This window comes from Cohnella sp. SGD-V74 (assembly GCF_003001675.1).
In the GTDB taxonomy this organism is placed as follows: domain Bacteria; phylum Bacillota; class Bacilli; order Paenibacillales; family Paenibacillaceae; genus Cohnella.
Map to the genome: position 1 here is coordinate 100,723 of NZ_PVYW01000026.1, position 25,533 is coordinate 126,255.

At 55.9% G+C, this 25,533-nt stretch carries 18 protein-coding genes; 5 read left to right on the forward strand and 13 right to left on the reverse strand.

Annotated features, from left to right (window positions below):
* Positions 1–240: 240 nt before the first annotated feature.
* The gene (locus B0G52_RS30470) at positions 241–663 is read right to left on the reverse strand and encodes a GreA/GreB family elongation factor (RefSeq protein ID WP_094050198.1); all 423 of its coding nucleotides are present in this window, start codon (positions 661–663) and stop codon (positions 241–243) included.
* Positions 664–1,279: 616 nt separating this feature from the next.
* Here B0G52_RS30470 and B0G52_RS30475 point away from each other — a divergent pair.
* Positions 1,280–2,098, forward strand: a complete 819-nt coding sequence (locus B0G52_RS30475; RefSeq protein ID WP_094050199.1) for an SPL family radical SAM protein — start codon at positions 1,280–1,282, stop codon at positions 2,096–2,098.
* On the opposite strand, the gene B0G52_RS30480 is transcribed toward B0G52_RS30475, so the two are convergent.
* The gene (locus B0G52_RS30480; protein WP_094050200.1) at positions 2,095–3,429 is read right to left on the reverse strand and encodes a PQQ-binding-like beta-propeller repeat protein; all 1,335 of its coding nucleotides are present in this window, start codon (positions 3,427–3,429) and stop codon (positions 2,095–2,097) included. The two genes, B0G52_RS30475 and B0G52_RS30480, sit on opposite strands and share 4 nt — an antisense overlap.
* 266 nt (positions 3,430–3,695) lie before the next feature.
* On the opposite strand from B0G52_RS30480, the gene B0G52_RS30485 reads away from it, so the two are divergent.
* Genes B0G52_RS30485 through B0G52_RS30495 form a run of 3 tightly spaced genes read left to right on the forward strand, consistent with a single transcriptional unit; the run spans position 3,696 to position 7,410 of the window.
* Positions 3,696–5,138: a spore germination protein gene (locus B0G52_RS30485; protein ID WP_094050201.1), complete on the forward strand. Its 1,443-nt coding sequence runs from the start codon at positions 3,696–3,698 to the stop codon at positions 5,136–5,138.
* A 28-nt stretch (positions 5,139–5,166) separates the two neighbouring features.
* The gene (locus tag B0G52_RS30490) at positions 5,167–6,291 is read left to right on the forward strand and encodes a Ger(x)C family spore germination protein (protein ID WP_158223956.1); all 1,125 of its coding nucleotides are present in this window, start codon (positions 5,167–5,169) and stop codon (positions 6,289–6,291) included.
* 36 nt (positions 6,292–6,327) lie between these two features.
* Positions 6,328–7,410, forward strand: a complete 1,083-nt coding sequence (locus tag B0G52_RS30495) for a GerAB/ArcD/ProY family transporter (protein ID WP_158223957.1) — start codon at positions 6,328–6,330, stop codon at positions 7,408–7,410.
* A gap of 45 nt (positions 7,411–7,455) precedes the next feature.
* On the opposite strand, the gene B0G52_RS30500 is transcribed toward B0G52_RS30495, so the two are convergent.
* The 7 genes from B0G52_RS30500 to B0G52_RS30530 form a co-directional block, all read right to left on the reverse strand.
* Positions 7,456–8,922, reverse strand: a complete 1,467-nt coding sequence (locus B0G52_RS30500) for an ABC transporter substrate-binding protein (protein WP_094050204.1) — start codon at positions 8,920–8,922, stop codon at positions 7,456–7,458.
* Positions 8,923–8,983: 61 nt separating this feature from the next.
* Positions 8,984–9,877, reverse strand: a complete 894-nt coding sequence (locus tag B0G52_RS30505) for a carbohydrate ABC transporter permease (protein ID WP_198960763.1) — start codon at positions 9,875–9,877, stop codon at positions 8,984–8,986.
* Positions 9,877–10,827: an ABC transporter permease gene (locus B0G52_RS30510; protein ID WP_233163213.1), complete on the reverse strand. Its 951-nt coding sequence runs from the start codon at positions 10,825–10,827 to the stop codon at positions 9,877–9,879. Before B0G52_RS30510 ends, B0G52_RS30505 begins: the two co-directional genes overlap by 1 nt.
* Before the next feature lie 33 nt (positions 10,828–10,860).
* Complete coding sequence (locus B0G52_RS30515) at positions 10,861–12,120, reverse strand: Gfo/Idh/MocA family protein (protein ID WP_094050205.1); 1,260 nt, start codon at positions 12,118–12,120, stop codon at positions 10,861–10,863.
* Positions 12,121–12,161: 41 nt separating this feature from the next.
* Complete coding sequence (locus tag B0G52_RS30520) at positions 12,162–13,256, reverse strand: DUF4832 domain-containing protein (protein WP_094050206.1); 1,095 nt, start codon at positions 13,254–13,256, stop codon at positions 12,162–12,164.
* Positions 13,249–14,565: an acyltransferase domain-containing protein gene (locus tag B0G52_RS30525; protein WP_094050207.1), complete on the reverse strand. Its 1,317-nt coding sequence runs from the start codon at positions 14,563–14,565 to the stop codon at positions 13,249–13,251. Before B0G52_RS30525 ends, B0G52_RS30520 begins: the two co-directional genes overlap by 8 nt.
* A complete protein-coding gene (locus B0G52_RS30530) occupies positions 14,562–15,905 on the reverse strand; it encodes a DUF4832 domain-containing protein (protein ID WP_094050208.1) in 1,344 nt (447 codons plus the stop codon). Before B0G52_RS30530 ends, B0G52_RS30525 begins: the two co-directional genes overlap by 4 nt.
* Positions 15,906–16,290: 385 nt before the next feature.
* On the opposite strand from B0G52_RS30530, the gene B0G52_RS30535 reads away from it, so the two are divergent.
* Positions 16,291–17,295, forward strand: coding sequence for a LacI family DNA-binding transcriptional regulator (locus tag B0G52_RS30535; RefSeq protein WP_094050209.1), 1,005 nt, complete (start codon positions 16,291–16,293; stop codon positions 17,293–17,295).
* Between the two features lie 93 nt (positions 17,296–17,388).
* On the opposite strand, the gene B0G52_RS30540 is transcribed toward B0G52_RS30535, so the two are convergent.
* The 4 genes from B0G52_RS30540 to B0G52_RS30555 form a co-directional block, all read right to left on the reverse strand.
* Positions 17,389–19,002: a response regulator transcription factor gene (locus B0G52_RS30540; RefSeq protein ID WP_094050210.1), complete on the reverse strand. Its 1,614-nt coding sequence runs from the start codon at positions 19,000–19,002 to the stop codon at positions 17,389–17,391.
* A 15-nt stretch (positions 19,003–19,017) separates the two neighbouring features.
* Positions 19,018–20,730 carry a sensor histidine kinase gene (locus B0G52_RS30545; protein ID WP_094050211.1) on the reverse strand — a complete coding sequence of 571 codons (1,713 nt, stop codon included), beginning with the start codon at positions 20,728–20,730 and terminating at the stop codon, positions 19,018–19,020.
* Between the two features lie 51 nt (positions 20,731–20,781).
* A complete protein-coding gene (locus B0G52_RS30550; protein WP_158223958.1) occupies positions 20,782–22,302 on the reverse strand; it encodes an ABC transporter substrate-binding protein in 1,521 nt (506 codons plus the stop codon).
* Positions 22,303–22,605: 303 nt separating this feature from the next.
* Entirely contained in the window at positions 22,606–25,356 is a 2,751-nt protein-coding gene (locus tag B0G52_RS30555; RefSeq protein ID WP_143762674.1) for an S-layer homology domain-containing protein, read from the reverse strand.
* Positions 25,357–25,533: the final 177 nt, after the last annotated feature.

Sequence of the window (25,533 nt, forward strand, 5' to 3'; positions counted from 1 at the left end):
AAACATATTCGTAATGTTGAAATTTGTTGAGCCTCGGTTGAGCACCATTGAGGAGGAATTACTCGACTTTTAGAACAACTCGCTTTGCGAGGAACTTCAATGTTACGAGTCCTTGTACGCGAATTGGTCAGGCGCAGAAAAAAAATGGCGGTGCAGCAGGGATAGCCCCTGCAACACCGCCATTTACTTCATTTTCGCCGTTTTCGCCGACTCATTCCTGAATCTAGCTGTCTCATTTTATCATCCATATACCGTCTCGAATAGAAGGACGCCATAGCTGCCGGCCGGGGAATCCACCTCGATCCGGTCTCCCCTGCGAGCGAGGAGCAAACGGCTGCCCAGCGGCGACAAGAAAGAAATGTAGCCGAGATCAGCGTCGATCTCGTGCGGCAGCACGATTTTGTAACGCTCCTCCGAACCATCAGTTTCGTCGACGATCGTAACGACCGAGCCGATCCATACGCAGACGTCCGTCTCGCCGATAATATCTCCGTCCAAATAAGCTTGAATATGATCGCAGTAACCGGTTATCAGCTCGTGAATCGCATCCCTCTTGGCCAGATCGGGATACGCTTTTCTCAGCAACTCGGACGTTTCCTTATCGAAATAAGCCAACTGCTCCAGCAAATGTTCGCGGAACGCCGCCTCTGAACTATGGCTCATACAGAGTTTCCCCCTCCTTGCCCGCAGATACGTACTCCGTCAGCAGCCTAAACAACGATTTCATAGACCGATTCCTCCTAATAAGAAAATAGACCCTCCGAAAAGGGCCTTAACCGTATCATAGCAGATAATGCGCCGTCCTGCCTCGGGAAAAAACTGCGGCTGGTTCTTTTGAACAACGCCCTCCGTTTGAGCGCCGTTTGGGAGGAATTACTCGATTTCTTAGAACAACGCCCTCCGTTCGAGCGCCGTTTGGGGGGAATTACTCGATTTCTTAGAACAACGCCCTCCGTTTGAGTGCCATTTGCGAGGAATTACTCGATTTCTTAGAACAACGCCCTCCGTTTGAGCGCCGTTTGAGGGGAATTACTCGATTTCTTAGAACAACTCGATTTGCAAAATTCCCTCATAGTGAGTACGCTCATGAACACCATTTAGTCAGTCGTAGAAAAACGCGGCTTCGAACAATCCCCCCGTTTGCAACGCTTACCGTAACGAAATGTTGCTTTTTCATCAAAAAAGCGTACATACGCTCGCATTCGGAGGTATACTGAGTGATAGAAAAGGCGGTCGGAGAGACGGTCATCCAGAAGAATTCCGGAAAGGAGAGGTCGCGATGAAACCGGACGTGCAATACAAGCTCCCCAAGACGCTGCTTAACAAAGGAACCGGCTTCTTGGGCGGATATACGCATTCCTTGAACCCGTATACGGGCTGCGTTTTCGGCTGCTCCTACTGCTACGTGCGGCAAATGCCTGTGAACTTGTTTAGGGACGGAGAGTGGGGCGAATGGGTGGACGTGAAAAGGGAGGCGGGCGCCCTTCTGCGCAAGGAGCTGCGCAGGGCGAAAGCGAAAGGTCCGGTGACGATCTTCATGTCGTCCAGCACGGACCCTTATCAGCCTGTCGAGCATAAGGAACGGGTGACGAGATCCTTGCTGGAGGCCATGATCGAGGAACCGCCCGACTTCCTGCTCGTACAGACGCGCAGCCCCCTTGTGACCCGGGACGTCGACTTGCTCAGGCTCATGAGCGACCGCGTGCGCGTCAGCATGACGATCGAGACCGACCGGGAGGATATTCGCAAAGCTTTCGCCCCTTACGCCCCGCCGATTCCGGCCCGAATGAAGGCGCTGCGCGAACTCTCCGAAGCCGGAATTCCGACCCAGGCGGCGGTCGCTCCCGTCCTGCCCAGCACCGAACGATTCCCGGAACTGCTCGCCCAAGTAACGGATCGTGTCTGCGTGGACGACTACTTCATGGGCGACGGAAGCGGCGGCAAGCGTACACGCACTCTGGGCATCCACGCGCTGTACGACGAGCTGAACCTGGCGGAATGGAATCGCCCGGCAGCCCACCTCATCGTCCTGGAAAGACTGAGCCTGGCGTTCCCCGCCGACCGGATCTTCGTCAGCCGGGAAGGCTTCGAGCCTTAAGCCTTCAGCCCGAGCGCGAACAACTTCGTTCCCGCTACGTACACCGTCCCATCCAAGCCTACGACCGGCGGCGTATCCAAAACGTGCGATATCGGGATCGTCCAGTTTGTTCGCCCGGTACGCAGATCTATAGACGTGACGGCGCTGTCTTTTCCACTCATCGTCTTGAAGTTCCGACAGGTCATCAACAGATTTTGCCGGCCGTCCATGACCGGATCTTCATAAGAGATCCATCTCAAGGACTTGTTGACGTAGGGATTGAAGTTCCACCGCTGTTTCCCCGTCGAATTAAAAACAGCGTGATCGTAGACGATTTGACCGTTCGGGCCGATAACGGGCTTCCCGTCGGGAAATGCGCCTGCGCTTGGGCGATAGGTTTCCCGCAGCGTCAAGTTCTCGTCGAACGCGTTTAACAGTTGCCCCGCAACGTAAATCCGCCCATTCGCGTATACCGGATCTCCGTTTCGATATCCCATAAAAGAAACCCGTCCTACTCTTTGTCCCTTCTTGGAAAACTTCGTTAAGTCGCGTTTGTCGAACCTTCCGATCTGCATATATTTGCTCACCTGTTCCCTATAGCCGACCGAAGACGCGAGATAGATGCTTCCGTTAACGAACAGCGGGGACGAGAAGTGGATTGGCTTGTCCGATTTGGCCGATTTCTCGATAATCGTTTCGAATGCGGCTTCTCCGTCCATGGTCACGCCAAACAGCTTAACCTCGGTTCTCGTCGTAATCAAATCGCTAACTTTTTCGTAATCCTCGTTAATGGCGAGATATTCTCCGGTGAACGCGATCAACCCGTCTTGGTCAATCGAGATGTCGCCGTGCAAAGACATGATCGTGTCCTCGAAAGTCCTTCCCCATTCCAACGTCCCGTCAGTCGAGTACCGATACAGAACCGTATCCGCGTAGTCCGCCACTACCTTGTTCGGATCGTCGTCGGAAATCCCGATTGAAGAGCCCGTGCCCCGGTCTCCCGCAACGATTAAATAACGGTCCTGATATAGACTCAAGCCCCGTCCGGCATTCATTTCCAGAGGCCGCGACCACAGAAGCTTCCCTTTCGGACTAACGGCGTTCAGTATGCTCTTGTAATTTTCCTCGCACAGCAAGTACAAATTCCCTTTCGAATCGATAACCATACTCTTGACTCTGGCTTTCAGATTGATGCTCCACTTTATCTCCGGCTTGGCCGAAGCGGCGGCCGAGTGAAACAGCGCGTTCCGATTGTTCGTCGGATGAACAGCCGGATTGTCGGCGCGAGCCATCCCTTCCGCCCCGGCAAAAAGCAGAAGCAGCAGCGATAAGGCGAATCTGGACCACGTCATTGAGTTTCTCTCCCCTCAGCCGAATAGAACAAGCGATTTCCTGGCATTAGAAATTTTTCCCTCCCCACTATTCTACCATCTATCGGTATGTTTGTCGGACCCGCATGACAAAAAACGACCCGCCCGATCCCCGGATTTTCGATTCCCTCTTCGAGCGATCCCCTATCGCGCATTGTTTACGCGCAACGAATTAGACCCCCCAAAAATGGAGATACAGAGAGTAGGCGTCAGCCCTTCTGACCATCCCATTGTAAAGGCGAGACAAGATGACGAAACGACACCCATACGCCTTGTCCGAACGGAGACGGGAAATCGAGCTCCGCTTGGGGGAAAGCTCGGATCTCGTTGCGCGGGAATGCCGCATCGGCCAAGAGGCGGTTCCGGCTTTGCTGATGTGGATCGACAACCTGGTGGACAAGCGGACGCTGCAGCTGACAACGCTCTCGCCCCTGCTTTCCATGCAAACCTTGCCGCTGCCCTCTGACGAACCGTCCGAATGCCTGGAAGAACTGTGCCGTTCCGTTATCTCCGCTCCCGAAGCGGCGGTCGTGAGCACGGCGGACGAAGCGATCGCTTCGCTCATGTGCGGCTGGACGCTGCTGTTTCTGAACGGAGCGGCGGGCATCGCCGTCATTCAGACCCAAGGCCTCGACAGCCGCGGCATCGAGGAGGCCCCGTCCTCCACCGTCGTGCGCGGACCTCGCGACGGCTTCGTGGAATCGCTTGACGTGAACGTCTCGCTGGTGCGCCGCAGAATACGCAGCGAAAGCGTCCGCGTCGACAAGCTCGTGGTCGGCTCGGTTTCCCATACCCATGTCGCCGTTCTGTATATCCACGACAGGGCAAAGCCCGAGATGGTCGAGGAAGTCATGAAACGGATCGGCAAAGTGAATATCGACGGCGTACTGGAATCCCAGTATATCGAGGAACTGATCAAAGACAGCCCGAGATCCTTCTTCCCTACCGTATACAGCACGGAGAGGCCGGACGACGTTGCCGGCATTCTCATGGAAGGCCGCATCGCCATCCTCGTGGACGGTTCGCCGTTCGCGCTTGCGCTGCCCTGTACGCTCGCTCATCTGCTCAAAACGACCGAGGATTTGTATTTGGCTTATCCCGTGGCGACGTTTATCCGCTGGCTGCGATACGTAGGCTTCTTGATGAATCTGCTGCTGCCATCCGTTTACGTCGGAACGCTGACCTTCCATCCCGAGATGGTTCCGCCGCAGCTGCTCAGCAGCATTCTGACCGCGCGCGAAGGCGTGCCGTTCCCCGTGCTGATGGAGACGCTGCTGATGGAATTAACTTTTGAGGTGCTCCGGGAAGCGAGCGTTCGAATGCCGCGCTCGATCGGCTCGGCGATCAGCATCGTCGGCGCGCTGGTCATCGGGGAATCGGCCGTGCAGGCCGGCATCATTTCCTCCCCTGCCATTATTGTCGTCGCGGCCACGGCGATCGCATCGTTCACGATCCCATCCATCTCATTGTCCGGCACGGTGCGCATTCTGCGGTTCGGAATGGTGCTGCTCGCCTCGATGTTCGGATTGTACGGCATCATGATCGGCTTGTTCCTGCTCGGCATCCATCTGTCTTCAATCAAGTCGCTGGGGACGCCGTATTTGGCTCCGTTCGCCCCGTTCCGGAAAAAAGAGTTTTTAAAAATGGTGTTTCGCATCCCTTGGTTCGCCTTGAACAAAAACCGAAAATAACAGAACCCAGCCGAAGGAGATGCAGCCAATGAAGGCGGTCAAAGCCGGTATTTGCCTTTTGGCGGTTACGCTGATCAGCGGCTGTTGGGGGCAGATCAACTTCGACCAACTGACCATCGTATCCGCGATCGGGCTCGACCCCGCGAAGAACAATATGATTCGGGTGACGCTCCAGCTGTCCAACCCGACCTTGCCGGTTGCGGCCGGAGGAGGAAGCCAGCAGCGCAGGCCGTTCGTCAACTACGACGCCGTCGGCGTTACGATTCAGGAAGCGGTAGAGCGCATTCAGCACCAGGCGAAGAAAAGCCTCTTTTTCCCCCAGACCAAAGTCGTACTGATCAGCGAACAGTTCGCCCGCCGCGGTCTGGACGATACGCTTGATTATTTTTGGAGGGAAACGAACCAAAACCTGAACAGCTGGGTGCTCGTCTCGAGGATGCCGGCCCGGCACGTGCTGGATAAGGCGATGGAACTGGAACCGGTTCCGGCCGATGAATGGAGGAAGTACTTGGAGGGCGATTGGAAGAGGCCGCTCCAAGTGGACGTCCAAATGTATCAGTTCCTCCCCCGTCTGAACCAGACCGGCTATCAGGCCGTAAGCCCAGGCATCGGTCCCTTCAATAAGAGCGGCAAGAGCGACATTATGGAGATCGGGGATACGGCCGTATTCAAGAACGACCGCATGGTCGGCTGGCTGAGCGGCGAGGAAAGCCAGATCGTCAACTGGCTGACCGGCGCCAGCCGCCGCGGAAGCTTCCACACCGACCTCGCGCAGGAAGAGAGCGTGAGCTTCAGCCTGCACTCCGTCCGCGCCAAGCTGATACCCGTGCTAAGCGGAGGACGGCTTTCCATGAAATTGCTCCTCAAAGGCGAAGCGGAGGTGCTGACCGCTACCGTGCCGCTGCACTTCGGTTCGGAGCATGCGATGCTCCGGGACGTGCTCAATCGGCAATTGACAACCGCGATCGAGAAAACGATAGACAAAGTGTTTCGTCAATTCGGCAGCGACGTGATCGGATTCGGGGAGACGCTTCACCGACGCATGCCGGCGGAATGGAAAAAACGCAAGCCCGACTGGGACGAGGAGATTCGCGGCCTGGATGCGGACATCTCCGTCTCCTTCGAGGTCAAACGATCGGGACTGCTCCATTAAGGAGTCGTTCCGGCTCCCGCAAAAGGAATGAGCGCATTGCACAGACAGCAAATTTCGGAACGCCAGTTTTTCTTTATCATTTTCGTGTCCATCGCCTCCCTTACGTTCTTTTCCGTGCCTTCCCAATTGATTCCCAAGGTCAAGCAGGATCTGTGGCTGTCCATGGCGCTCGGGGCGGCAACCGACGTCTACGTCGCCTGTCTGCTGTATCGTCTCGGGTTGAAATATCCCGGCAAGTCGATCGTCGAATATTCCCGGAGCATTCTCGGACCGGTCGGCAATCTGTTCAGCTTCGTCGTGCTGCTGTTTTTCTGCGGCGTCTGCGTGACGGCCATCTGGATCTACAGCGATCTTCTGTCCAGCTCCCTGCTGCCCGACACGCCCCTGATCGCCTTCTCGGGGACGCTCACCCTGTGCTCGGGCTGGGCCGCGTCCAAAGGCATCGAAACGATCGGCAGGCTAAGCCTCATTCTCGGAACGATCATCCTGATCTCGACGGTCATTCTGTTCTCCACTTCCATTCCGATCGTCGAGCTTCGCCACCTGCTGCCGCAGTTCGAGGACGGCTTCGGCCCCGCGCTGGGAGGAGCCATCTATCCCGCCAGCTGGTTCGGAATTTGCATTCTGATGGGCATGCTGATGCCCCACCTGGCGCACCCTCGCAAGACGCTGAAGGTCAAAGTCAGCGCGGTGCTGCTGGGCGCGCTCATTATGACCGGCTACTTGCTGTACAGCATAGCGGTCATGGGCGTCCATATGGCCAGCCAGATGGAAAATCCGCTTTACGTCTTCACCCGGATTACCAAGCTGATCATTTTCGAACGGATTGAGGTGCTGACGCTGCTTGTGTTCGTCTCCGGTTCGTTCATTACGTACGCCACGCTGTACTATTCCATCGCGCTAGGCTGCTCCCAACTGTTCCGAACGAAAAGCTATAAGCCGTGGGTGTATGCGCTAAGCCCCTTCTTCGTCGTCCTTCCCGTTCTGAGCGTTACGGAGAAATTCGGACAGTGGCCGCCTTATCTGGATTTCTGGTTCCCGGTCATCGCCTTGTCCATCGAGGGGGGAGTCGCCACGCTGCTCTACGTCGGCTCCCTCTTCCGCGGCAAAAAGCGCTGATCGGAGATAGACCTCCGACCGGCGCTTTTGCAAACCAGCTTCTATTTACTTGTTGGCCAGAAACTCGTCCAGTTGACGCTGGATCTCGGCGACGTACTCGTCGATTCCGGCGTCCTTCAGCTGCTTGACGGCCTTCGGATACTCGACATCGAAGTCCACGAAGCCGGAGCGGATCGCGGCGAACTGCTTGCCGGCGACTTCCCGCAAAGCCGTCTCGATGTTTTTCACCTTCTCGTTGTTGAACCGGAAGCCGATCGATTCGGACAGAACCGCCTTGTCGTCCCAGCTCTTGTACTGGTCGATCGCTTCCTGCGACACGTCCGGAGCGAACAGCTGATAATTCTGGTTGCGGAACATCCATTCGTAGAAAAACTCGTCGGACGTCAGCTTCTTGATTCTTCCGTCCGCGATCTCGTAGTCCTGGCCTTCGACTCCGTACAGGGCGAACAAATAGTTTTCCTGCGACGAGTAGAGCCAGTTGATGAACTTCATCGCGCCTTCCGGATTCGGAGCGGTAACCGGGATGCCCAGCACCTCGCCGCCGGTAGCGGTAATGTAGCGAGGTTTGTCTTCCGCCAGCAAGTACGATTTCAATTCGGCTTCCGGCGCGTTTGCCTTGACCGAGTTGATGATTTCCATTTCCTTGCCGAGCGAGCCTTCCACCCACAGATAGAGACCGGTCTGCATGCGGGAATCCCGCTCGTTGTATTTGATCGTCAAATCCTCCGAATACAGTCCCTCTTGATACATGGAACGGTTGAATTTCGCCACTTCCTGGAACGCCTTCGTCTCGAAGTAGCTGTAAGCTTTCTTGGTGTCTTCCCCGAATACGACCAGATCCTCCACCGCGACCCAGTTATACTGCTCGTCGGTGAAATACCGCGTCAGAGGCTTGAAAATAATGTCCGCAGGCCCTTTCAGCTGCGGGAACTTCTCCTTGGCTTTGGTCGCGAAAGCCTTCAGATCGTCCGGCGTATTCACGTCCGTCATGCCGACGGCATCCAGAACGTCCTGGCGCAGCGCCACGAGTTGGTACATCGCGGACGACGGTGCGTAGGCGGAAGGAATGCCATAGATTTGCCCGCCGATCTTCGCGCCTTGCAGCTGCTCCATCGGCAGCACCTTCAGCATGTCCTGGCCGTGCTTCTCGATCAGTTCGTCAAGCGGCTGAGCCTGCTTCTTGTTGACGATCGTCGACAGGTCCGGCAAGCCGTCCCAGTACAGGTCGATCGGCTCGTTGGCAGCCAGCATAATGTCCTTCTGCTCCCAGTACTGCGACCAGGGGACGAACACGACTTCCAGCTGGATGCCGATGTCTTTGGCCAGCTTCTCGGCCAGCTCGTTGTCGATGAACTTCCCGAAGCGGTCCGTCTCTTCTCCCGGATACAGGAAGGTGACCTTCTCGAGCTTCCCTCCGCCCGACGACTCCTCCTTCTTGCCGCTGCACGCCGACGCCATGGATGCGATCAGCACCAAAATTACCGATAAGACAAGCATTTTTTTCAAATTCATGTCCATAACCCTCCTCGGTCTTTGTCCGTGCATCTATATAAAAGCCGTTACGGCTGGCACGCTATTCCTTGACCGCGCCGGTCATGATCCCTTTCACGAAATACTTCTGCACGAACGGGTACAGAAACAGGATCGGGCCGATCGTAATGATCGTGACCGCCATCTTGACCGTTTCGGCCGGGAGCGTGATGCTGCCGGAAGCGCCCGACGGAATTCGTCCGGAGCTGATCGCGTTGACGTTCGACAGAATGTTGTACAGGAAGTACTGCAGCGGGAACAAATCCCTGTCGTTGATGAAAATGAGCGCGTGCCACCAATCGTTCCAATACTGGAGCGCGTACATGAGCCCGACCGTCAGCAGCGCGGTTTTGCTCAGCGGAAGCGCGATTCTCCAGTAGATCGTAAAATGGTTGGCCCCGTCAACCTCCGCCGCTTCGTAGAGCGAAGGCGAGATATGCGCGAAATAGGTGCGCAGCAGGAACATGTTCCAGACGTTGAAGATCGAAGGCACGATCAGCGCCAGCATGCTGTTCTTCAAGCCGTAATAGTTGACGCTGACGATGTACCACGGAATGAGACCCGCGGAGAAAATGATCGTGAAATTGCAGATAAACGCGATCACATTGCGATACCTGAGCTTCTTGATCGATATCGCGTAAGCGACCATGCTCGTAAGCAGCAGGGCGCCCAGCGTGCCCGCGATCGTCACGATGATAGTAACGACGTAGGATCTGGCGATCCGGTCTCCGCTGTTGACGAAAATGTAACGGTAAGTGTCCAGGCTGAAATCCTGCGGAAAAATCGAGTACCCGCTGCGGGCAATCGCCTGCTCCGACGAGAAGGAGACGCTTAACGTCAGCAGAAGAGGGTACAGACACATCAGCGCGAACAGCGTAATGAACGCGTAGGCGAAGCTCGATACGAGCCGGTCGTGAAGCCGTCCGTTCGTCTGCATCAGAACAGCCCCTCCCCGTCGTTGACCTTCTTGGCCACCCCGTTGGCCAGCGTGATCAGAATGAGGCCCATGACGGACTGGAACAGGCCGATCGCCGTCGAATACGAGAAGCCGAGCGTCCGCATCGATTGATAGACGTACGTGTCGATGACGGTCACCTCGTCGATCAGCACCGGATTGTTGCCGACGATACCATAGATCATGCCGAAATCCCCGTAGAAAATGCGGCCTACGCTCAGCAGCGTCAGCACGATGACGGTCGGCTTCAGCATCGGAATCGTCAAGCGCATAATTTGCTGCAGCCGGTTGGCCCCGTCCACCTTGGCGGCCTCGTACAGACTGCCGTCGAAGCTGGACATCGCCGCCAGATAGATGATCGAGTTGTAGCCGCTCCACTTCCACACGTTCGCCAGAATGATGATTTCCTTCCAATACTTCGGCTCCGAATACCAGCGGATCGGGTCGATCCCGAACCAGGCGAGAACGCCGTTGGCGACGCCTACGTCCGTAGAGAAGATGCCGTAGATGATCGCGCCCACGACGACCCAGGAGATGAAGTACGGGAAAAACATCATGCTCTGCGTCAGCTTCTTGAACGCTTTGCCGCGAATCTCGTTCAGCAGGACGGCGATCGTGATCGGGAAGATAATGCCGAGAACGATGCCGAAGAAGTTGATGACCAGCGTATTGTAGGTCACCTTCCAGCCCATGCTGCTGGAGAAGAAGTATTTGAAATTGTCCAGCCCGACGAACTTGCTGCCGAATATTCCGTCCACGACGTTGAAATCGGTGAAAGCCATCCATATTCCCGCGAACGGTACGTAGCAGAACATAATCAGAATGATCAGGCCCGGAATGCACATCAGGTACAGGATCTTGTGTCTCTTCAGCTCGTGGAGAGCGCCCTGACGGCTTTTTTTCGTTTCGGGCATTTCTCTTGCCGCAATCATTGTCCGTCTCCCCCTTCCTCGTCCGGCCTGCCGTTACGACAGCACGGCTTCGCGCAGCTCCAGCTTGAACAGGTCCATGTCCACGACGGTTCCGGTTAATCTGGCCTTCTCCGCCGCATAAGCCATCACATGGCTCTCGACCGATTTATCGATGGACGATCTGCTGTCGCTGCCTCCGCGCTCCAGCTCGTTCAGGAAATCGTGGATCAGCCCCTCGTCCCCGCCATTATGCCCTCCGGAGACGGATGCCGGACGAATGACCCTCTGCTCCACCGCTTCCGCCATGTTGGACGAGAACTTCGTCACCTCGATCAGGTTCTGCGCGTCGTCTCCGCGAATTTCCCCGTGCTCGCACATGATCTTGATCGTGCGGTGCATTTTGTTCGTGAACGCGCTCAGATGGAACGTCACCTTCACGCCGTTCTTGAATTCGATGATCGACACCTGATGATCGCAGACGTCATTGTCGTTGCGGAAGACGCATTGCCCGTACGGCCCGGTCTCCAGCGCCTTGAGCAGCCCTTCCTCCGATTGATCCTCGGACAGGACAGTAGCCGGCCAGCCGCCCGCGATCGGCAAATACATTTTCCTGGCGTCGAATCGGCAATTGTCGGCCGCCGGGCAAGTCAGGCAGCGGTCTGTGCTTCCTTCCGGAGCGTTCTCCTCCTTGAAGAAGGTCAGCTCTCCGTAGGAAGAGATCCGCTTGGCTTCGCTATTCGCGAGCCAGGCCAGAATGTCCATATCGTGACACGATTTCTGCATGATCAGCGGGCTGGACAGATCGCTTCTCCTCCAGTTGCCCCGTACGAACGAATGGGCCATATGGAAGTTGCCGATATTTTCGTTGTGCTGGATCGTCACGACTTTGCCCAGCTCGCCGCCGTCGATAATCCGCTTGAGTTCCGCGAAAAAATTCGTATAGCGAAGGACATGGCACACGGTCACCTTGCGTCCCTTCTCATTTGCCTTCTGCTGGATTTGCACACATTCCCGCGGGCTGGGAGAGATCGGCTTCTCCAGCAAAATGTCGTAGCCCAGCTCGAGCGCCCGCATCGTCTGCTCGTAGTGATCCCTGTCCATGGAAGAGACGATAACCGCATCCGCGATTTTGCCTTGCCGGAACAGCTCCTCGGCGGAAGCGTACTGCCGCTCCGCGGCAATGCCGAATTGCTCCGCGGCCGCCCGTCTCCTTCCTTCGTGCGGTTCCGCGACGGCGACGATCTCCGCGCGCCGGGAAGCGGACGACGAGTAGATCATGCCCCGCTGTCCCGCTCCGATTAAAACCAGTTTCAATGCCATCCCCTCCTGATGTCGCTGCCAAGCCGTCGGATCGATCATTGTTCCGTTTGCGGAGCCTGAGGATCTTCGAGCGGATAATAGCCTTCCGGATAATACGTATCCCATGCGTTGGCCAGCGGATCTCCGTCGACCCGCTCGACGCTTACTTCTCCCGCGTCGTAGTAGCCGTCCGCATGATCCCCGCGAACGTTGAGCCGGATCGGCCGTCCCTCCTTGTCGAACAACCCGATGCCTACGACGTAGGCGCCCTCCGGCATGCCAGGCAGCTCCGCGATCTCGTTATGAACGATGTCTCCGACCGTCCATTCGCTCGTTCGCGCCTGCAACGGAATTTCATAGCTTTCGCCTCCGTCCCGGCGAACGAGCCGCAGCTTCAATTCCAAATCCTCATATACGGGAGACGTTCCGGTATTGACCAGCCACAGCCGGACGGGCAAGCTTCCTCCGCTTGCAACCGCACTCGGGTAAATGAATCTCCGCAGGCCGGCGTTCCAGCCGAGCCCGGCGTCCACGTTCGAGAGCGCCGCGTGCCAGCGCCTCGCTTCCCTGCGGACGTTCGGCCCGCACTCCGGATCGACAACGTGCAGCAGCACCGGCTTGCGCTTCCATACCTCGCTTAGCCGCTGCCTTGCGATCGCTTCGCAGCAGTTCAGCCAATTGTCCTCTCCGCAGACGATGCGCAGGCCGAATTCCCGGCCTTGCTCCCGAAGGTAGCGGATCAACCGTTCCTGCCGCAAATCCGCGAACAGGGTCGTTTTTCCGAAGGCTTCCACGTATGCGTTCCATTGTTCCTCGCCATCCGTCAGCATCGTCATCAGAACTCCGTATAGACGTCCGTCCGAATCCGCGAGGCTTCCGATTTTCCGAACAAACTCGGAGTAGCTGTCCGCCGCTTCGTCTCCCGCCCAATCCGGCGCTTCCGCCGAGAGCGCAAGCACCGGCTTCTCCGCCGAACGGATCGCTTCGAGCAGCGGTTCGAGGCGATATACTCCGCGCTCGGGCTCAAGCTCCTTCCAGGAGCCGTCGACGTAAGTGATCAGGCCTCCATGGACATAAGCTTCTTCCGGCGGTTCCGGCCGGATTTTGACCGTCTTGTACCGTTCGTAGTTTTCCAGCGAATATTTACCCATTAGCGTCCCTCCCCCGCAGATGGCTGTCGACGGCTTGGCGGAACTGTTCCAAATCTTCCAAGGTCGTATACGGCATGCCGCCGATCGCGGGAATGTCCTCCTTCAAGACGATCATCCCGAGCGTATTGAATCTCGCCCCCGTCGCCATGTAGCCGGCGGCCGCTTGCTGCAGCGACGTCCGCAGCGGCACGTCGCCGCCGAGCGGATCGGCCGAGCGATCCCCGAACAGCTCGTAGCGAAGCATGCCGTCCCCGTCGTCGATCGGATAGTTGTACAGCTGCCGCTGCACCTGGACGATGCGGCTTTCCTCGGCGTCCAGCACGAGCGACAGCCGCGAATCGTACAGCCAGCTCTCGCTCCAGAAGCCCTTGATCGGCATCTCCGGAAAATACTTGCCGTAAAATTCGATCGCCATCGCCATCGAATCTTTCAGCCGCTCCGGCGTATAGCCGGGACCGGAAGGAATATGCAGCGCCAGCAGCAGGTCGCCCTTCAGCAGCGCAGACTCCCATTCCCGTTTGACGATGCGGATCGGCTCCCTCTCCACGAAGCCGAGCGGATTGATCCGGTTGGCCGTAATGCCGGTTTCATCCTCGTCCCATACGGAGACGAAACGCCCTTCCGCATCAAATACGCCGTTAATGCCGTCCAGCTGTCCGTCGGACCGAAACGTCTCTCCGGCGTGCCGAAGCGCCGCGACCTTGTTCGTCTCCCTGTGCCTGAACATGGAGAATGCGCTTTCAAAGCGGTAAGGGATGAAGAGGAACCGATCGAGTCGGAAGATCGAGCACGTATAGAAGTTCATCACCCACGGAAAGTCATGCACGGCGGGATTGCCGGATGCCGCGATTTTCTCCAGCTGCGTCTTCAGCGGCTGATGCGGAATGTTCTCGTAATCGGCGAGCGGCACGCCCCGGCTCTCCAGGCGCTTCACGGAAGGCTCGACGCAGGCCAGCAGCAGCAGGAAGGAGTACCATTCCCCATGCCGCTTCATGCAGCCCGGCGTCATGACGTTGTAGGGAGCCGGATCGCAGTCGTTGCGCGCGGCGCACAGCGTCTTCACGAGAAACTTCGTGAAAGGAAGCAGAACGCCGTCCCCCTCGATCTCCTCAAGCGCTTCCTCCATGCGCGCCCTCGCTTCGGCGGGAAGCTCGTACCGTTCCAGCAGCCGATTCAGAAATTCTCGCGGGATCAGTTCAGCCTCCCGGTCCGTCTCCGCCTCATAGGAGACGTACTTCTCTTCCAGGCCCTCGGGCACATAGTCGAATTCGCAATAGGCAACGCATTCCCGAAAGGTCGGCTTCGTCATGCGCCCGTCCCCCTCTCCACGGTCAGCGCGCCCATCGGATAATAGCCGTTCCGGCAGCCTTCGATCGCGAGCCTGACGTTCCCGATCTCCTCTACACCGGTCTCGATGCCGAGCTCCAGCTCATATTCCCCTGCGGGAAGATCGTCGGGAAGCTCAAGCTTCTCCTCCCACCAGATATCCCGATCCGGCAGCCACTGGCGAATGTCTTCCCGGCTGCGCAGCGTCACCGTCCGCCCTTGACCGACGAGCCGCACGACGAGCGGGTAACGGTTGTAGATCGGCGCCACGCCGACGTTCGCCCACAGCCCTTCGATCTGAAGCTGCCCGCCCGCCTGCGCTTCGGAGTCGTAGGTCAGCTTGCGCAGCTCGTACCGGTAGCCCATCTGGTTCACCCACTGCTCCACCTTGATCTTCCAAGGTTCGGGAACGACCGTGCCTTTATTATTGAAGGAAGAAATATGCCACTTCAGCGATTCCTCGATAATGTAGTCGATGTCCCACCCTTGATGGTACCAATCGTTCATATGCCAACAGGCCTCGAACAGCACCGGCCCTTTTTCCCAGGCGTCTCTCATATCGAAGTTGACGATGTTTTGCGGGTAAAAGTCGGTCATGTGCGACCACTCCTGGCCATGGAAGCCGCCCATGTCGCCGAGGCAATCGACGCGGAACCCGACGCCGGCTTTGCTCGCCTTGATGATCTTGACGGACTGCGGATCGTGCAGCAGCGCCTGAAGCGGAGTCGTCCTGAATCCTTCCGCGTAGGCGTCGACGATGCGCCGAATGCCTTCCGGATCCATGAACTCCGTGCCCCCGCCCTCGCCCCAAGCCCCGACGATGGCCAGGTCCACCGAGCTGATGACGGGATGGCCGTCGAAGCGCGCGGCGAACGCTCGGATGAAGGCCGACCAGTAGTCGGCATACGGCGTGCGGTCCGGATCGACTTTCCAGAAAGGAAACTCCGGCTCCTCGGGAGCTTCCGCCCGAAACCATCCCGGAATATCCTCTTCCTCCCGCAAGGCGTACGGAGAGCAGCGCACGATCGCCGTGCATCCGAGCGACTTGGCCGTCTCCAGCTTCTCCTCCAGCAGCTCCCATCTGTAGACGCCTTTTTCGACCTCTATGTCCTTCCATCTCGCGCCGATATACATCACTTTGCTGTCCGGATGGTTCCACGTGCGGCTGTCCTCCGTAAACTTGAACTTCCCGACCCGCGTTCCCCGATTGTCGAAAACCTCGTCAAGCTCGCCCATTAACCCGGGAGCCGCCGTAAACCCGATTCCGGGATTGGCGATCATTCCGTCCAGCTTATTCGGATACACGGTTACGGCCTTTCTCATACGCGACCCCTCCCGACTCGAATTTCTGCGAACATTCAACGTAACTATACCCTTTTGTTACTTTATGTGGTACACTTGTTTAGTAATCTTTATGATGCAATTATATCACCGAATATCGATCTTGCAAGCCGTATTTTCAAGTTTTCGCTTACGAAATTTAGGTCTCATTTTTAGGTACATGTTCATAAAAACGCCTGAATACGCCATTTCAACGGCTTTCTCTCCGCATTCTCGACAACATTTTCGCCGCACCAACGTAACAAACGTAACAAAAGCAAAGAAACGAATTTGGCATTTACGTAGATCCGTGACTAAAAGGGTCGTGATTTGCATAAATGCATGCTAAAATGGAAACATACGTCACTTGACAAAGGAGATCGCCGTCATGAGTACCATTAGAGAGGTCGCCAAACTAGCGAACGTATCGACCGCAACCGTCTCGCGGGTATTAAATAACGATACGACATATAAAATCACGGAGGAAACGCGTTCGCGGGTGCTGCAGGCGGTGAGCCAGCTGAACTACAAGATTTCGTCGAGCGCGAAGCGCGCCTCTCGGGAGTTGTCTAATACGAAGATCGGCTGCGTGCTGAGCGTCACGAAAAACAAATACAACGACCCGTACTTCATGTCGATCTTGTCCGGTGTGGAAGAGAGACTGCTCGCCGAAGGGCTCGACGTCGCCTTCATTCGCACCGGAGCGGAGTTGGAGGAGAAACACATTTTGCTGAACACCTTCGGCGAGCCGATTACCGGACTGATTCTTATGGAATCCATGAACCACGATACGTACGAATATTTGCGCAAAAAAGTGCCTTACATCGTCGGGATCGATACGGAGAGATGGGAAATCGACAACGTGGGGTACGATCATCACCATGTGGCGTCCATGGCCGTTCGCCATCTGATCGACAAAGGGCATACGAACATCGGCTACATCGGAGGAAGCGGACATAAGGGGAACATTCGGGAGAGCCAGCGCTATCGGGGGTACTACTCCACCCTGCACACCGCCGGACTGTCGGTGAACGAAGATTGGGTGATCGATTGCCAATGGGACGAAGTGACCTGCATCGACAAGGTCAACGCGCTGTGCAAGAGCGGCAACCTGCCGACCGCCTTCTTCGCGGCCAGCGATCTGATGGCGATGGCAGCCTTGAACAGCCTGTACGGCAACGGAATTTCCGTGCCCGACCGCGTCGCGGTCATCGGCCTGTCCAACATCGAGATGTCCAAATACTCCAACCCTCCGCTAACGACGATTCACGTCCCGACCAAGGAGATCGGCATCGTCGGCGTCGAGCTTCTGCTGGAGCGAATCAAAGGAAGCACGATGCTTCCCAAGCGAGTGAGCCTGCCCGCGAGTCTGGTGGAGCGGAGTTCGACTTAGCCGCCCATCACGACCGATTTGCCCAAGCGCGCATAACGAAAAGACCGGAGCTGCGCTCAAGCGGCCGCTTGGCGATTGCCGGTCTCTTCTCTCTTACAGCGTATTGTTCTTGAACTCCTGCGGAGTCATTCCGTACTGGGTTTTGAACAGCTTGATAAAATACTGAGGCTTCTGGTAGCCGACTTCGTGCGCGATTTGGCTGATCTTCAAATCTTTGATCTTCAGCAGTTGAACCGCCTTCTCCATTCGCAGGCGAAGCACGTAATTCGAGAAGTTCTCTCCCGACTCCTGCTTGAACAGGTTGGATACGTATACCGGATGCAGGTAGACGTGATCCGCTACCGCTTGAAGGGTAATCTCTTGAAGATGGCCTTGAATGAACGACCGGATTCTTTGCATCAGATCGGATCGCATATTGTCCGAGAAGCTGCTGCTGTGAGCTTTGATCTGGACGTAGCTGCCGAAGGCCCATTCCTTTAACGGTTCCACGCTCCAGCTCGCGTCGAGCTTCAGCATCTTCTCGATATCCCTTCCGAATACGTCGAAAATCCGTTTGCCTTTCTTATGCAAGTAATAAGAGTAGGCCTGCAATAAAGTAACGTAGATTTCAAGCCCGTATTCGCGCGCGCCGGCGCCTGCCTCTTCAAGCTCGTCGAAGATCCGGGTCAGCTTGTTCTCGAAAGCCGTCCACTGCTCGAGATCGATCAGCTCCATTAACGTCTGGGGACGATACAGCTCCGCCAGCGGCTGAATTTCCAATGCTTCCTGTTTCTGCTTCGCATGAAAAAAGCTTTCCGTCTGATAGCCGATATAGTCGGTATAGATCGATAAAGCGGAGTGGTACATCGACGGAACTTCTTGCGGAAATCCGCCCCGGTTGCTCAGCACGATGGATACTTTCGATTTTAAGTACAATTTGATTTGATGCTGGGAAAGCCTCGCCAAGTCTTCTATCAGATCGGAGCCGTCATTGGCCTGATTATCCGCCGGTTTGGGTTGGACCAGGAAAATCAAATAATCGTACGAATCTTTGCAGTAGAGCACATGAAACTGGTTCGAAAAAACTTCCTCCACGATGTTGAACATGGCATATTCGATCAACGACAGGCTGTATAGATCCGCGTTCGAATCCTCCTCCACTCTCATGCACAAGAGAATGGCTTCCCTATCGACATGGAAGGGCAGCTCGTACAGCTGAAGCTTGTCCTTCAGGACGGATGCGGGATAATTTTTGCCGGACAGCAGATCGAACAAGAACAATTCTCTTAACTTGGGCAAGCTTTCCCGGAATCGGTAAGAGAAGCGCTGCTGATTCAGCAACTCCTTGCCCTCTTCCGTAATCTTGCCGATAATATGGCGAAGAGTTCTTTCCAAATCCTCGTTCGAGACCGGCTTCAGCAAATAATCGCAAACCTGCTGCTGGATCGCTTCCTTCGCGTATTGGAACTCGTCGTATCCGGTGATGATGACGGCCTTCGTATTTTTCCACTTCTCGTTCATCCGGGCGATCAGTTCGAGTCCGCTCATTCCGTTCATCTGAATATCCGTAACCACGATATCGACGGAACGGTAATTCAGCAGCTCCAGCGCCTCTTCTCCGGAATAGGCCTTATAGACGCTGGAGATGCCCATCTGCTCCCACGGAAGCCCGATAGCCAGACTGTCGACCAAGTGCGTGTGATCGTCCACGATCAAAATTTCGTACATGTTCGTCCCCCTCGGTCAAGACGCGTCTTCCCTGTCGCTCCAGCACAATTCGGCGCACAGCCCGCCCAATTTCGACTTGCTGAGCCGCAAGCCCGAGCCGCCGCCGTACGTTAACCGCAGACGTTGATGAACGTTGGTCAGCCCGGATTCCTCTTCTTCGTTGATCGTATGACTCTTCCTTCTGATGGACTCGATCGCCGAATCCTCTATTCCCGTGCCCGTATCCTCGACCGCGACATGGTTCATGCCGTCTTCCCTCCAGCACCGGATTCGAATCATGCCGTAGCCTGAATGATGGTTAAATGCGTGAATGATGACGTTCTCGACCAACGGCTGCACGATCAGCCTCGGAACCTCCAACTCTTCCATCCGCGGGTCGATCTCGATTTCGAATTCGAAATCGTCTCTTAGCATGCAGTGGATTTCCAGGTAGAAGTGGACGAGCTCCAGCTCCTCTTTCAGCCGTACCGTTTTGCTCCCCGTTTTCGTCGTGTACCGGTAATATTTGCTCAGATTCATAGTCATCGAAATTGCCGCTTTGTTTTCGTTCAGCTCGATCATGCTCTTGATGTAGGCCAGTGTGTTATACAGGAAATGCGGGTTGATCTGCGATTGCAGCTGCTTCAGCGTCGCTTCCTTCGACCGGAGCTGCTCCTTGTACACGTCCTCGATCAGCTCCTCGATTTTGGAAGCCATGGAGTTGAACCGGTCATAGAGAAAGCGATACTCCCCCTTGGCCGTGTCCGCCATTCGAATCGAATAAATACCTTTCTCGATCAAATTCATGTTCTGGATCAGCTTGCGGAACGGAATCTGAATATTACGATACATGACGAACGCCAGATATGCACCCATAAACAGCAGCATGCCGCTGATAACATAAAACATGAGCTGGTTCCGGCTGATCGGCGCCATAATCTGGCTGATGGGAACGTAATCGACCAAATACCAGCCCAACGAATCCAGCTTCTGATAATGAACCTGAAAATTCGTGTCATCGGACTTCAGCAGCATATAGCCGCTGTCCGTCGAAGGATCGATCCCCCCGAGCCCGGGTAGGAACTCGTCAATTTGCCCGTAGTTGACGGAATAATTGTAGATCGGGCTGTATTCGGGGTGATATAGAAACGGGTCTCCCGAACCGTTCGCCTTGAATTTGGTCAGAGCGCTTCGCAGCGCGGCCGCGCCGAACTTAAGCACGACTCTCATATGCGCCTCGTCCGTCTCCGCCAGGTTGTCGGGATAGGACAACACTTCCATGAAATAATCGCCGCCCGGATCGGTGTAGTACCGCCAGAACGTGTCCTGCTTGGGAAGCTCCTGCGGAAGCGCATTCAAGCTGGAGCTGCTCTTGATGACGATTCCGGTACGGGGATAGACGACCGCGATGACCGCTTTCCAGTCGCCGTAGCCGGCAAGCCGGTTAATTTCCTCGGAGACGGTTCGGTTGATTCTATATTTGCCCAGAACGTCGTCAAGCAGGTCCGGATAAGCCAGGTTGCGCACATCCGTGCTTTCGTACAGCATTTTCTGATACGTATCGAGTTGGAAAAACAGCTGATCCAGTTGGCTGGCGAACGTCTCGATCTGATACCGCTTGACCTTGATGATTTCGTCGGTCAAGACGCGCGTGCTCGTCCGGTTCGACACGACAAACAGGAGCAGGATCGGGATAAGCAATACGAGCAAAGTCGCGATCAGCTTGGTGAAGATGCTGAATCTGTTCATGTCGATCGTCCTCTCGGGGCTTAACCTCTAGGGCGTGTATGCATACACGCCCTAGCGTTGCAGTCGGAATTCCGCGAACTGCCTTTGCAATTCGGCGAACACCAGGTCGAAGCCCGCCTTCTTGAGCGCCGTGAGCGCATCCTCGTAATGCTCCTCATAACCGGCGAGGCCGAAATTGATCGGCTCGAATTTTTCCTTGTAGACCGCCATCACCTGCGCCATCTCGTTTTTGACGGACGCCTCGTTGAAATGGAACCCGAACAGCTTGGAGACGCGGGAATTCTCGTCGTTCGCGAGCATGTCGTGAATCATGTCGTCCTCTACGCCGGCAGGCGCCACGAAAAAATCCTTGTTGCGCCACATCCATTCATACATCAGTTGGTCGTTGGTAAGCAGCTTGATTTTGCCTTTTTCCAGCTCATAGTCCTTTCCTTCCACCCCGTAGACGATAAAACGATAGTTCTCCTCGCTCTGCAAAATCCAATTCATGAACATCATCGCGCGTTCTGGATTTTCCGATGCGGCCGTGATCATAAAAGCTTCATTGCTCGGGGTTACGATGAACTTGGGCTTCTCCTTGGCCAGATAATACTCGCGAAGCCTGGCATTCGGATCGGCGTTGCGAGCCGTCTGCAGATTTTCCATTGCCCGAGACACCGCGCCTACGCGAAAAAGGAGCTTGCCCGCATTTTCCTGATCGATCTTGGCCGACGGGTTGCCCACCAAGTTTTTGTCGATGATCCCCTTCTCCACCCACGACTCGCGCAATTGAACGACCTTTTTGTACAGATCGGACTCCACGTAGCTTAGAATCTCTCCGGAATCTTCATCGACGATAAACAGCATTCGCTCGTCCAGCGAAGAGTAGTTGCGATCCGTCAGTTCGCGCCACAGCATTTCATGCCCGCGATCCGTTTCCAAATAGCCGTAATAGCTCGGATCTATCGCGTGCATGCTTTCGTAAAATCGCTCCAGATCGGCGATTGTCCGAATGTCCGTCATGCCGGCCTTCTCCAGCAAGTCCTGGCGAACCATGACGGAGGAGAACTTCCCCGCGGACGTGAACGCCTGGGACGGTATCGCCCACAGCTTCCCGTCGATCCGGTTCATCTTGAAGTTCTCGTCGGGAATATGCTTGACGAGATCCCGTCCATACCGGTCGAGCAGCTCGTCCAAGGGCTGGATGTAACCTTTCGTGTAATACACGGAGACGAACGGCGCCCCGTACCAGAACAAGTCGTATTTCGCTCCGGTCGATAAGGCCAGCTCCACCTTTTGCTGGTAATTGGACCACGGGATATACGTCAGTTCCAGCTTCATATTTAAATCTCGGACCAGCCGATCGTTTAATTCGTTTTCCACGAAATCGCCCATGCGCGCCGACAGATCCCCGGGCATGATCACCTTCAAGGTGACGAACGATTCCGGTACGCCTTCCGCTTGCTGATCCGCCAATTCGGCATTGCGCGCACCCGGAGAATCGGATGGGTCGGGACCGATAAATTGACTGTACAGGATGTAGGCCAGAGACGCGAACAGGATCGCGACTCCGCCGATAACGGCCGCTTTCATCGCCAAGCGCCACTCCTTCGTCATAGAGCCTTAATGCAAGTCTACACCAAATCTGTCGCGGGTAGATAGAACGGGGCTGTATCATAAGTAAAAAAGGGTCGTACCAAACAATTATCGATGAATGGATGTCACAGGCATCTATCTCCCTCCGTTGCTATACGATCCTGAAACCTGAATGGGTAAACCCGAGATAAGGTGGTTTCAGGACCGTATGAGGCAGTCTCCGGGAGATAGATGCCATCCTTTTTTCATCGATAATCTTGTACGACCTTACTTATAAGACAGTCCTCGTTTAATCTACTATTAGTTAATAAAGTGTACGGACTGTAGAAATCGCTTGATGCCGACAACGGCTTCGGCACGGCTTGCGTAGGCGGCGGGATCGGCCGCGGTGTCCGAATTGCCGGCCGATCCTTCTCCGTCAAGGCGGCCGCTTACATAGTCCAGAGCTCTGGACAGGATAACGTCCATTTGGCCGCGGGTGATCCGTTCATTCGGTTTGAACGAGCCGTCCCGGTAGCCGTTGACGAGTCCCGCATCGGCCGCCGTTGCAATCGCGTCCGCGAACCACTCTCCGTCGCCTACGTCGCTATAGGAGGCGGCTGCAGCCGGAGAAGTCAGACCAAGGGAGCGAACGAGCATGGCTGCAAACTCCGCGCGGGTAATCGGTTTGTCGGGTGAAAAGCGATTGGACGAGACTCCGTTGATAATCCGCTTGGAGGCCAGCAGTTCGATGTCCGACTGGGCCCGATGACCGCGAACGTCGGCGAAAGATTTGCTTCCCGAAGCTATGGCATACAGGCTGTTTCCGTTCCTCTTGATGACGACTTCCGTATTGCCGCCGCTGCTGAGAAGCAGGGACGGAACGAACCGAAATGCCCGCGCATCCGGGTCGAATACGAAAGCGGTCGTCGTTGACGGGTCCCATGCTCCCGGGACAATCACCGTTCTTTCGAGATAAGCGCCGCCGAAGTCGGTCACCTCGATCGACCGTCCGTTCGCTTGGGCCTCAATCCGGTAATCGAGGGCAGGACCAAGCAGTTCCAAACCTTCCCGGTCCGCCTGCTCGGACAGCAGCTTCGCCGCATGGCCCGCGACTCGGTTAATAAAGATGCTCAAGGTCATCTCTTCAAAGCTCGCGCCAAGCTTCTCCGCCAAAGCCGCCACGCCTAATGCCTTGACCGGCACGCTGTAGTTTCCGAAATCCGTTCGCACCGTTATCAACGCGCCCGGCAGCTCGGCCATCGCCTCCGCCAACGCGGAGACCGGAATATCGACCTTTACGCTTCCGCCGTCATTGTTCAATTCGATAATGACCGCATTTACGTTGTCCGGAAGAACGCGGAAAGCCTCTCGAAGCTTCTTCGCATCCACAGTCGCCGTCGTCACAGTTACGCCGTCCTCATTTTTCGACTGAACGGTTGTGATCGCATCCTTGCCCAGCTTGACTCCGTCGTCCGTCAGCTCCGACTGCGGCTCGGGAGCCGGCGTTGCAGGCGTCGTCGACGAGCCGCCGGAGGACGAACCCGAACCGGCGCCAGCCGCCACCGTCACATCGAATCGCTTTTCCAGATTCCCGTCCGAGGATTTGGCCGTAATCACGGTCTGTCCAGCACCTGCCGCCTTGACCAGACCCGTTGCAGATACATAGGCCACTTTAGAGTCTGCCGAGGACCATACGACCCGCTTATTCCCGGCCTCCGCAGGTTCAACGGCTACATTGATTTGAGCGCTTGAACCCGGGGACAATTGCAGCCGGCTAGACGTATTCGACGTTAAACCGGTTACTCTTGCCGGAGCTTGAGCAGCGCTGTTCGCGACCTCTACGCTCCCCAGACTCAGCCATCCGTCATCGTTCTGCCCGGCATTGGCGAAGCGGAACTTGTTGGCGTCCGCGTTGATTTGCTCCAGCGGGTTGACGTAGCGCATCCAGATTTCATAGCTGCCGTTGCTTAGTGCCGGATTGTCCGTCGATTCGAACAGCTTGTTGTGGTCGAAGCCGTTCGTATTCGGGAGAATGCCCTTCAGATCCCAACCCGGCTCCCATATGCTGACGATGCCGTCTCCCGACTTGGCCGCAAGCTCGACCTTCCAGTCGTAGTAGAACGGCGCCACGCCTCTGTTTTCAAGCTCCACGCCTACCTTCAGAGCGCCATCCGACGCATCCAGATAAGCGGCAGGCGCATAGTATTCGTACCCCATTCTGCGGGAGCCTTCAGCGGCTCTCGCCAATGGCACAGGGTCCAGCGGCGTTTGGAAGATTCCCTGCGCAATCAGCCAGGAAGCATGCGTCAAGTTCAGACTTGTGTAGTAGTCCTCGCCCTGCGCCCCCTCAATCGGCGTCGACGGTTCATTGTATATTGGCGGATCGTTGTTCCACATTTTCACCTGAATTTCCGGTCTCATTTCTCCGCCCATGCTGTTTTTCTTCCAAAACTCGGTGACCCCCGCGTCGTTCACTCTGCCCCAGAAATGCCAGCCCTGTCCGCCCAAGCTCGGCGGGAGCGTCTGGAACGCAAACGAATCGTCATGGTAGCCGACATCGAAATTTTTCGTTTTCAACACGCTGCTGTCCATCGGATACCTTAAGACGAGCTGCGTACGGTCGAACGAATCGTCCATAACGGCAAGAACCCGCTTCAGATTGGCGTCCGACGGCATCAGGTTCGGCGATTGGATGTTCCCGTCATAAGGGTACGTATGCCATTCGCCCCAGAAACCGATCAATCCGATCATAATAAACCCGACGCGAGGATCGCCGTCGTAACGCGCCCCCAGAGCCTGAATGAAATTTTCCAACGCTCCCATCAGTTTCTCGTCGTTGTAGTCGGGCGCCAGGCTTGTGGCATCCTTGCCGTTGTTGTATTCCGGGTATTCGTACGTTTGCAGACCCTCGTCCAGAAGAAATTGCGGGATTCCCGAAGGCTTGTTCGGATAGTCCATATACACTCTGAATACGGCGTGGTTGCCTCTGGAGGCTACCGCTTCAAGCCGTCGATCCAGTTCCGTCCAGTTAAAGTCGTTCAGATTGTTCATCAGCTTGCTCAGCGGCAAGTAGAAGAACTCCAAGCTGTAGGGAAGCTGCGAAGGCCGGTCTCTCCAGTCGTCGCCATCCGTAAAATAAGCTTCCTCGGACCACTAGCGTTGCATAAATGCTCACATAGTGAACTGGATTGTATTCCTATTACTTTGATTTCATATATTTACAGTTCCATTCTAGCCACTCAAGCT